Genomic DNA, 8468 nt, shown 5'->3' on the forward strand with positions numbered 1-8468 from the left:
CATCCACTCAGATCAGCCGCAACTCGCGCGCCCGCCGGACTGCTTCACGCCGGCGGGTCGCGTCGAGTTTGCGGTAGATGTTGCGGACATGGGTCTTCACGGTGTTGACCGAGAGGGACAGCTCGCTGGCGATCTCCACGTTGGACAGGATGCTCTGCAGGTAGCGCAGGATGGTCAGCTCCCGCTCGGTGAGCGGCTCGTCGAGCGCTCCCCTCGGTCCGGCGGTCGGCCCGGCGGTGCTCTGCCCCGCGCCGCGCACCAGGTCGCTGACCAGCGCGAAGTGCGCGGTGCCCGCGTCCAGGTGCGCGGCCAGCAGGTCCCGCACGGGCGGCTCGGCACGGGTGAAGACCCTTCGGCAGCCCTGCGGGCCGGCCAGGTCCAGCGTCTGCTCCAGGACCCGTCCCGCCCGACGGGCGTCCCCGACGCGGTCGGCCAGCACCGCGTCCAGCAGGCCCGCCTCCAGACGTACCGGTAGCGGCCAGGCCGTGGCCGCCGGCGCCTGCCAGTCCGGCAGGGTCCGCTCGGCGGCGGCGGCGTTACCGGCCAGCAGCTGCACCTTCGCCAACGTCACCGCGAGCACCGGGTCGGCCCCCTCGTCGGCGGCGCCGGCCAGTAGGTCGCGGGCGGCGTCCAGGTCGCCCCGTGCGGCCCGCAGTTCGGCTTCGGCCGCCCGCAGCAGACCTGTCAACCTGGCGGCGGGAGGTCGGTCGGCCAGCGCCTCGCGGGCCCGGACGAGCAGGCGCTGGCCGGCCGCCGGGTCGCCGGAGTCACGGCGCAGCTGAGCCCGGCACAGCGCGGCCACCGCCGCCGCCACCGGCTCACCGGCTCCCAGCCAGTCGTCACCAACCTCGGGGTTGCCGGACCAGCCCGCCGCGTCGAGCGCGGGGAGAGCGAGGGCGAGGTTCGTCGTGGCCTCCTCCGGCTGGTCGCGCAACAGTGCCACCACGGCGAGAGCCAGGTACGCGTAGCCGCAGTCGAGCCGACAGGACCAGCCCCGACTGGGCGGCATGCCCAGCACGTCCCGGGCCGCCTGCTCGGCCGTCCGCAGCTCCCCACGCACCGCGAGCAGCAGCGCGGCACGGCTGGCGGCGACCAGCTCGGTACGCGGTCGGCCGGCCTCCCGAGCCGCCGCCCGGGCCCGGACGAACCGGGCGGTGGGCAACGCGCCGTCGGCCAACTCAACAAGCCCCAGCGCGGTGCCGGTGAACGCCCGCAGGTCCAGGTCGTCTGCTGCGCCGCCGCCACCGGCCGTCGGGGCGGAACTGGCCGCCCCGGCCGGCGGGCCGTCCGGCACCCGGGTCGGCGTGGCCTCTGCCGGGCGGGTCCGCAGCAGGCGGGCCGCGGCGGCCCGGACCTCGGCGCGGTCGTCGGCGAGCCGGGCCACTGTCAGCTCCAGCGCGGTGACCAACCGCAGGAAACGGTCCCGGCGCGGCACCGGCAGGCCCGCGGCGTGCCCGGCGGCTGCCCGGAGGTGACCGGTGGCGGCCGGCAGGTCACCGGCGTACGCGCGCTCGGCGGCGCCTGCCAACGCCACCTCCGGGTCGGCGCGGATCACCTCCGTTGGCGGCGACGCGGGTGCCGGGACGTGCACCGGGTCACTGTCGTAGCGGGTCAGCTCCGGCCAGTGCGCCACGAACAGGTCGCCGGCCAGGTCCCAGCGACCGGCGGCCAGAGCGTGCCGCAGACCGTCGGCGGGACGGCCGGCGCCCGCGTACCACTCGGCGGCCCGGACGTGCAGCTCGCGCAGCTCGTCGGCGGGCAACCGGGCCAGGTCGGCGCGGAGCAGGTCGGCGAGCAGCGACTCGCACCGGTACCAGGGCGGCCGGGTGTCGTCCCGGTGCAGCAGACCACCGGTCCCGGCCAGGTCGGCCAGTGCCTGCCCGGCGTCGGCGCGGCCGGTCAGGGCCTCGGCGAGGTCGGCGCAGACGGTGTCGACGAGGGCGGTACGGCGCAGCAGGTCCTGCTGGGCGGGATCGAGCGGTGCGAGCACCTCCTCGTGCAGGTACCCGGCGATCTCTGGTTGGTCCCCGCCGAACTGCCCCACCCAGCGCTCCGGGTCGGGCCGTCCGCGTACCGCCAGGGCGGCGATACGCAGCGCGGCCGGCCAGCCGCCGGTGCGCTCACGCAGCCGGTGCACAGCGGTCGCCGGCAGCGCGGCGGCGTGGGCGGTGAGCAGGTCGGCCACCTCGTCGTCGGTGAACGCCAGCTCGTCCGGGCCGATCTCGGTCAACTCGCCGGCGAGGCGGAGGCGGTGCAGTGGCAGGTGCAGTCCGGCCCGCGCGCCGATCACCAGGCGGAGCCGTCGCCCGGCGTGCCGCAGCAGGAACTCCAGGCCGGTCAGGGCCGCCGGGTCGGCGACCCGGTGCAGGTCGTCCAGGATCAGCAGCACCGGCCGGTCGGCGGCGGCGAGCGTGGCGGCCAGCGCCTCCAGTTGGTCGGGGCGCGGCGGCCGGTCGGGCACCGGGCCGCTCTCCGCCGACCCGGTCGCCGATCGCAGCGCTGCGGCGAGGTACGCCCAGAGCCGGTCGGAGTCGTCGCCGGCCTCCACCGACATCCAGGCTGAGACCGGGTGGTCAGCTGACGAAACCGACAGGTCGCCGGAGTCGGGCACGATCGCGCCCGGTTCGACGTCGGGCGGGGCGCCGCCCAGCCGCACCCAGGAGGCGAGCAGGGTGGTCTTGCCCCAGCCAGCGGGGGCGGCCACCAGGGTGACCGGTCCCGCACTGCCCTCGTCCAAGCGGCGCAGCAGGCGGGGCCGGGCCACCACCGGCTCCGGCGGCACGGCCGGCGTCAGCCGGGACGCCAGCAGCGCTGGCCCCGGTGCCGGCTCGACCCGTACGCGATCCTGTTCCGGCACCCAGCCCCACCCCCACCACGCGCTCCGCCCCCGGTCGGCGAGCGGTTACCCGACCCGGGCCGGTTCACCCCTTCCGGGCGAGCGCGCTTCACCCGGCCGCGACGAACGATCGAGGGACGTGAACCGGGAGGACGGGTGGTACCGATGGGACGGCTGGCGCGGGCGGGACCCGCCCTCGGCGGCGCGGCGCTGACCGGGGCGGCGCGGTTGCTGCGCGTACCCCGTCGGGGTGGCCGGCCCGGCGCGGACGGCGACGTCGTCGCGCCGGCCCGGTGGGAGGTGGTGACCGTCGACCGGCCGCCGGAGCAGGTGCTTCCCGACGGCCGCTGGCCGGAGCCGCTGCGCCGCCTGGACGGGGCGGTCGAGGTGCGGGTGCGGCCGGCGCCCGGCGACCGCGGCACCGAGCTGGCCGCCCGGCCGCGGGCCGGCGTCACCCCGCCCACCGGGCTGGCCGCGCACCTGGTCGGTGACGACCCGGGGCTGCTGGTCCGCCGGACGCTGCGCCAGCTCAAGCAACGGGTGGAGGCCGGTGAGGTGCTGCGCGCGGACCGCTCCGGGCTGGACCGCCCCGAGGTCCGCGGGTGAGGGCGCTGTGCTGGTTGGCCGCCGGTGAGCTGGGCGTACGCGAGGTGCCCGACCCGGAGCTACGCAACGAACGTGACGCCATCGTCCGGGTCCGGCGCAGCGCCACCAGCGGAGGTGACCTGCCGCTGCTGGCCGGCCGACACCCGCTGCTGCGGGCCGGCGACGTGCTCGGCGCGGAGTTCCTGGGCGAGGTGGTCGAGGTGGGCCCCGGGGTCCGCCGACACCGCGCCGGCGACCGGGTGGTCGTCGGCGCGAGCGTGGCCTGCGGCGGCTGCTGGTACTGCCGCCGGGGCCTGCACTCCTGCTGCGACAACGCTCTTGCCGACCTGGCCAGCGCCGACCCCGACCGGGCCCCCACGGACGCCGGCTGCTTCGGCCGGCCCCGGGCGGCGGGCGGCTTCGCGGGCGGCCACGCCGAGTACGTGCGGGTGCCGTACGCCGACGTGAGCGCGTTCCGGGTGCCGGACGCCGTCGACGACGACCGGGCGGTGTTCGCCGCGGACGCGGCGCCGACCGGGTGGCTCGCCACCGAGCTGGGTGAGGTGCGCGCCGGCGACGTGGTGGCGATCTGGGGCGCCGGGGCGGTGGGCCAGTTGACCGCCCGGGCGGCGGTGCTGCGCGGCGCGGCCCGGGTGCTGGTCGTGGACCAGCACGAGGATCGGTTGCGGATGGCCGAGCGGCACTCCGACGCCGAGCCGCTGGACTACCGCCGCACCGACGTCGCGGCCGAGCTGCGCGACCGGAGCGGTGGGCGCGGGCCGGACGTGTGCGTGGTGGCGGTCGGCACGCCGCCGTCCCGCTCCCTGGCCGACCGGTTCGCTGGCCAGCACGCCGACCGACCGGACGCGCTGCGCGAGGCCGTGCACGCCTGTCGCAAGAGCGGCGTGGTGGTGGTGCTCGGCGGAACGGGCGGGTTCGTCGACGCGTTCCCGTTGGGTGCGGTGACCGAGCGACGGCTCACGCTGCGTGGCGCTGCTCGGCCGAATCTGCGGGACGTGCCGATGCTGCTGGACCGGATGGCCAGCGACGAGCTGCGGACCGAACACCTGGCCACCCACCGGCTGCCGTTGGCGCAGGGCCCCGAGGGGTACGCGCTGTTCCGGGACCGGGCCGACGGTTGCGTACGCGCCGTGTTCACCCCGTGACCGCCCACTCGTGATCGCTGATCGGCGACCACGAATGGCAGACTCCGAGGATGACTGGCGAGCGAACGTACGACGTGGTGCTGTTCGGAGCGACCGGGTTCACCGGCGGCCTGACCGCCGAGTACCTGGCCCGGCACGCGCCGGCCGGGCTGCGCTGGGCGCTGGCCGGGCGCAACCCGCAGCGCCTCGCCGCCGTACGGGACCGGCTCGCCGCGATCGACAGGGAACTGGCCGACCTGCCGCTGCTCACCGCCGACGTGACCGACGCCGACTCCCTGCGGGCGGTGGCCGAGAGCGCCCGGGTGGTGGCCAGCACGGTCGGCCCGTACGTCCACCACGGGGAGCCGCTGGTCGCGGCCTGCGCCCGGGCCGGCAGCCACTACCTGGACATCACCGGCGAGTCGGAGTTCGTCGACCTCATGTACGTGCGTCACCACGCCGAGGCGACACGCACCGGCGCGCGGCTGGTGCACGCCTGCGGCTTCGACTCCATCCCGCACGACCTGGGCGTCTGGTTCACCGTCAAGCAGCTGCCCGCCGACGTGCCGATCACCGTGGACGGGTACGTGCGCGCCGGCGGCCGGTTCTCCGCCGGCACCTACCACTCGGCGCTCACCGCGTTCTCCCGTACCGGGCAGGCCAGCCAGGCCGCCCGGGACCGCCGGGCGGTCGAGCCGCGCCCCACCGACCGCCGGGTCCGGGCGGTGCCCGGCCGCCTCGCCCGCTCGGCGGAGCTGGGCATCTGGACCGTGCCGCTGCCGACCATCGACCCGCAGGTGGTCCGCCGTTCGGCCGCGGCCCGCCCGGAGTACGGCCCGGACTTCCGCTACCGGCACTTCGCCGCGGTGAAGCGGCTGCCCACCGTGCTGGCCGGCGCTGCCGGGCTCGGCGCGCTGATCGGGCTGGTGAAGCTGCCGCCCAGCCGACGCTGGCTGCTCGGCCGGCTCGCGTCCGGGCAGGGGCCCACCGCACAGCAGCGGGCGTCGTCCTGGTTCCGGGTCCGGTTCGTCGGCACCGGCGGCGGGCAGCGGGTGGTCACCGAGGTCGCCGGCGGTGACCCCGGCTACGACGAGACGGCGAAGATGCTCGGCGAGTCGGCGCTGTGCCTGGCGCTCGACGAGCTGCCACCGACCGCCGGCCAACTCACCCCGGTCGCCGCGATGGGTGACGCGTTGCTCGACCGGCTCGTCCGGGCCGGCCTCACCTTCCGGGTGCTCGAGCGCTCGGCTTGACCCTCGACCGGGTCGAGGGGGCAGGATGCCCAGCGTGAACGACCTGCACAGCATCGGCGAGCTGGCCCGGGCCAGCGGCCTGACCGTCAGCGCACTGCGCTTCTACGACTCGGCGGGGGTGCTGGAGCCGACAGTTGTCGACCCGGTGACCGGCTACCGCTGGTATGCCGGGGAGCAGATCGCCCCGGCCCGGCTGGTGGCCGGGCTGCGCCGGATCGGCATGCCGGTGCCGGAGATCGCCGCCGCGGTGCGTGCCGAGCCGACAGTGGTGCACCAGCTGCTCGACGCGCACCTGCGTCGGCTGGCCGACGGGCTCAGCGACGCCCGCCGCGAGGTCGACCGGCTCCGGGCCCTGGTCGACCCGGCCCCACCGACCGCCACCACGCTCCTGATCGCTCCCGCCGCCCTGGCCGCCGCGCTCGACGCGGTGCGCTTCGCCGTCGGCGTCGACAGTGAGCTGCCGATGCTCGCCGGCGTGCTGTTCGACGTGGAGCCCGACGGTGTCCGACTCGTCGCCACCGACAGGTACCGGCTCGCGCTGGCAAGGGCCGGGGCCGACATCGACGGACCGCCGGTGCGGGTGCTCGTGCCGGTGGCCCTCGTCGACCAGCTCCGGCCACTGCTCGACACCGCCGACGCCTGGCCGATCCGGCTGACCGTGGCGGGCGCGGACCTGCGGGTGCGGGCGGCCGACCGCACGGTGACCGGCACCGCCCTCCCGTACGACTTCCCGGACTACCACCGGCTGCTGCGTAAGTCCGTCGGTGAGCGGCCGACCGCGCGCCGGATCCCGGTGGACGTGGCCGCGCTGCGCGCCGCGCTTGCCGACCCGGCGGCCCCCACTGTCGCCTGCGACCACGACGGCACGACCCGGGCGGTCACAGTGCTCGGCGTCGACGACCAGGGTGGGCTGCGCCTGCTCCCCGCCGCCGACCTGGGCACCGACGCGCTGCGGGTCGGGGTGGACGGTCGTTACCTGCTGGACGCGCTGAACGCGGCCGGCGCGCCGCAACTGGTGTTGGAGCTGGACGGGCCGATCGCCCCGCTGGCCGTACGCCGGCCGGACGACGCGGACACCTACTCGGTGCTCATGCCGATCCGGCTGTAGAAATCCCTCGCGCTCCCCGTCCCGGGGTGGAAACGTGCGCGACGGTAACATCTGATGGTTCACCAGTGAACCCCGGACGGAGGCGTACGGAGCAGCATGCTCGACATGGAGTTGATCCGGAAGGATCGCGAGGCGGTGGCAACCGCGCTGGCGAAGCGTCTGGATCCCGCCGAGGTCACCCGTGCCCTGGACGAGATCCAGCGGCTCGACCAGGAACGCCGCGCCCTGATCACGGAGATCGACGCCGAGCGGCAGCGCCGCAAGGCCGAGGCCCGGGCGTACGCGCAGGCGAAGCGGGCCGGCGAGGAACCGCAGGCCGCCGCGCCGGACGCGGAGCGTAAGCAGCTCGCCGAGCTGGAGTCCCAGCTCGACGAGGTGCAGGCCCGCCTGCGCGACGCGATGAGTGAGCTGCCCAACCTGCCCAGCGACGACGTCGTGGCCGGCGGCAAGGAAGCCAACCGGGTCGTGAAGACCTTCGGCGAGCCTCCGGTGATCGAGAAGGTCCGCGACCACGTGGAGCTGAGCCGCGCGCTGGGGCTCGTCGACTACGAGCGGGGCGTCAAGCTCGGCGGGTCCGGCTTCTGGATCTACACGGGGGTCGGCGCGCGGCTGGAGTGGGCGCTGCTCAACTACTTCATCGACCAGCACATCAAGGCCGGCTACGAGTTCCTGCTCCCGCCGCACCTGCTGCTGGACTCGGCCGGCTTCGCCGCCGGGCAGTTCCCCAAGTTCTACGACGACGTCTACCACCTGGACTCGGCGTCCGCGCCGCGCGGCCAGTTCCTGCTGCCCACGTCGGAGACGGCGATCCTCGGCGCGTACCAGGACGAGATCCTGGAGACCCCGAAGCTGCCGCTGAAGGCGTTCGCGTACACCCCGTGCTACCGCCGCGAGTCGGCCGGCTCGCACTCGGACGAGCGCGGCACGGTGCGGGGGCACCAGTTCAACAAGGTGGAGATCTTCCAGTTCACCCTGCCGGAGCAGGCCGACGCGGCGCTGGAGGAGATGCTCGCCCACGCCGAGGGCCTGGTCGAGGGGCTGGGTCTGCACTACCAGCGCACGCTGCTCTCGGCCGGTGACGCCAGCGCCTCGATGAAGAAGACCCTCGACATCGAGGTGTGGATGCCGAGCACCGGCAAGTACAAGGAGGTGTCGTCGGTGTCCTGGGCCGGCGACTACCAGGCTCGTCGGGCGGCCATCCGTTACCGCGAGCCGGGCGGCAAGCAGACGCGCTTCGTGCACACCCTCAACGGGTCCGCGCTGGCGACGAGCCGACTCTTCCCGGCCATCCTGGAGCAGTACCAGCAGGCCGACGGCAGTGTCCTGATCCCCAAGGTCCTCCAAGACCGCCTGGGCACCGACCGCCTGTCCCCCCGCTAGCCGGCGTTGATCATGAAGTTATTGCCCTTCACCTCGGGGTGGTTTCTAGGCTTCAGTGCAACTGATCTTGGTTGTGGTGGAGGTGCTGGTGGCGAGACCAGGTGTGGTGACGTTCGGGCATCGGCAGGTGTTGGAGCACTTGTGGGGTTCGGGTCGGACGA

6 protein-coding genes are annotated in these 8468 nt (G+C 75.2%); 5 read left to right on the top strand and 1 reads right to left on the bottom strand.

The features are described 5' to 3' along the window. Positions 1-7 precede the first annotated feature (7 nt). Positions 8-2857: a LuxR C-terminal-related transcriptional regulator gene (locus KBX71_RS29795; protein WP_210821086.1), complete on the bottom strand. Its 2850-nt coding sequence runs from the start codon at positions 2855-2857 to the stop codon at positions 8-10. Between the two features lie 144 nt (positions 2858-3001). On the opposite strand from KBX71_RS29795, the gene KBX71_RS29800 reads away from it, so the two are divergent. The 5 genes from KBX71_RS29800 (at position 3002) to serS (ending at position 8307) form a co-directional block, all read left to right on the top strand. Continuing rightward, complete coding sequence (locus KBX71_RS29800) at positions 3002-3442, top strand: hypothetical protein (protein WP_247684327.1); 441 nt, start codon at positions 3002-3004, stop codon at positions 3440-3442. Then, positions 3439-4587 (top strand): alcohol dehydrogenase catalytic domain-containing protein, encoded by a 1149-nt coding sequence (locus KBX71_RS29805; RefSeq protein ID WP_210821088.1) that lies wholly within the window; start codon positions 3439-3441, stop codon positions 4585-4587. Before KBX71_RS29800 ends, KBX71_RS29805 begins: the two co-directional genes overlap by 4 nt. A 50-nt stretch (positions 4588-4637) precedes the next feature. Then, on the top strand, positions 4638-5819 hold the full coding sequence (locus tag KBX71_RS29810) for a trans-acting enoyl reductase family protein (RefSeq protein ID WP_210821089.1): 1182 nt from the start codon (positions 4638-4640) through the stop codon (positions 5817-5819). A gap of 25 nt (positions 5820-5844) precedes the next feature. Continuing rightward, positions 5845-6927 carry a MerR family transcriptional regulator gene (locus KBX71_RS29815; RefSeq protein WP_210821090.1) on the top strand — a complete coding sequence of 361 codons (1083 nt, stop codon included), beginning with the start codon at positions 5845-5847 and terminating at the stop codon, positions 6925-6927. A gap of 96 nt (positions 6928-7023) precedes the next feature. Beyond that, on the top strand, positions 7024-8307 hold the full coding sequence (serS, locus tag KBX71_RS29820; RefSeq protein ID WP_124818721.1) for a serine--tRNA ligase: 1284 nt from the start codon (positions 7024-7026) through the stop codon (positions 8305-8307). Positions 8308-8468 lie beyond the last annotated feature (161 nt).

Origin of the sequence: Micromonospora sp. D93, assembly GCF_018070365.1 — a bacterium.
In the GTDB taxonomy this organism is placed as follows: Bacteria; Actinomycetota; Actinomycetes; order Mycobacteriales; family Micromonosporaceae; genus Micromonospora; species Micromonospora ureilytica.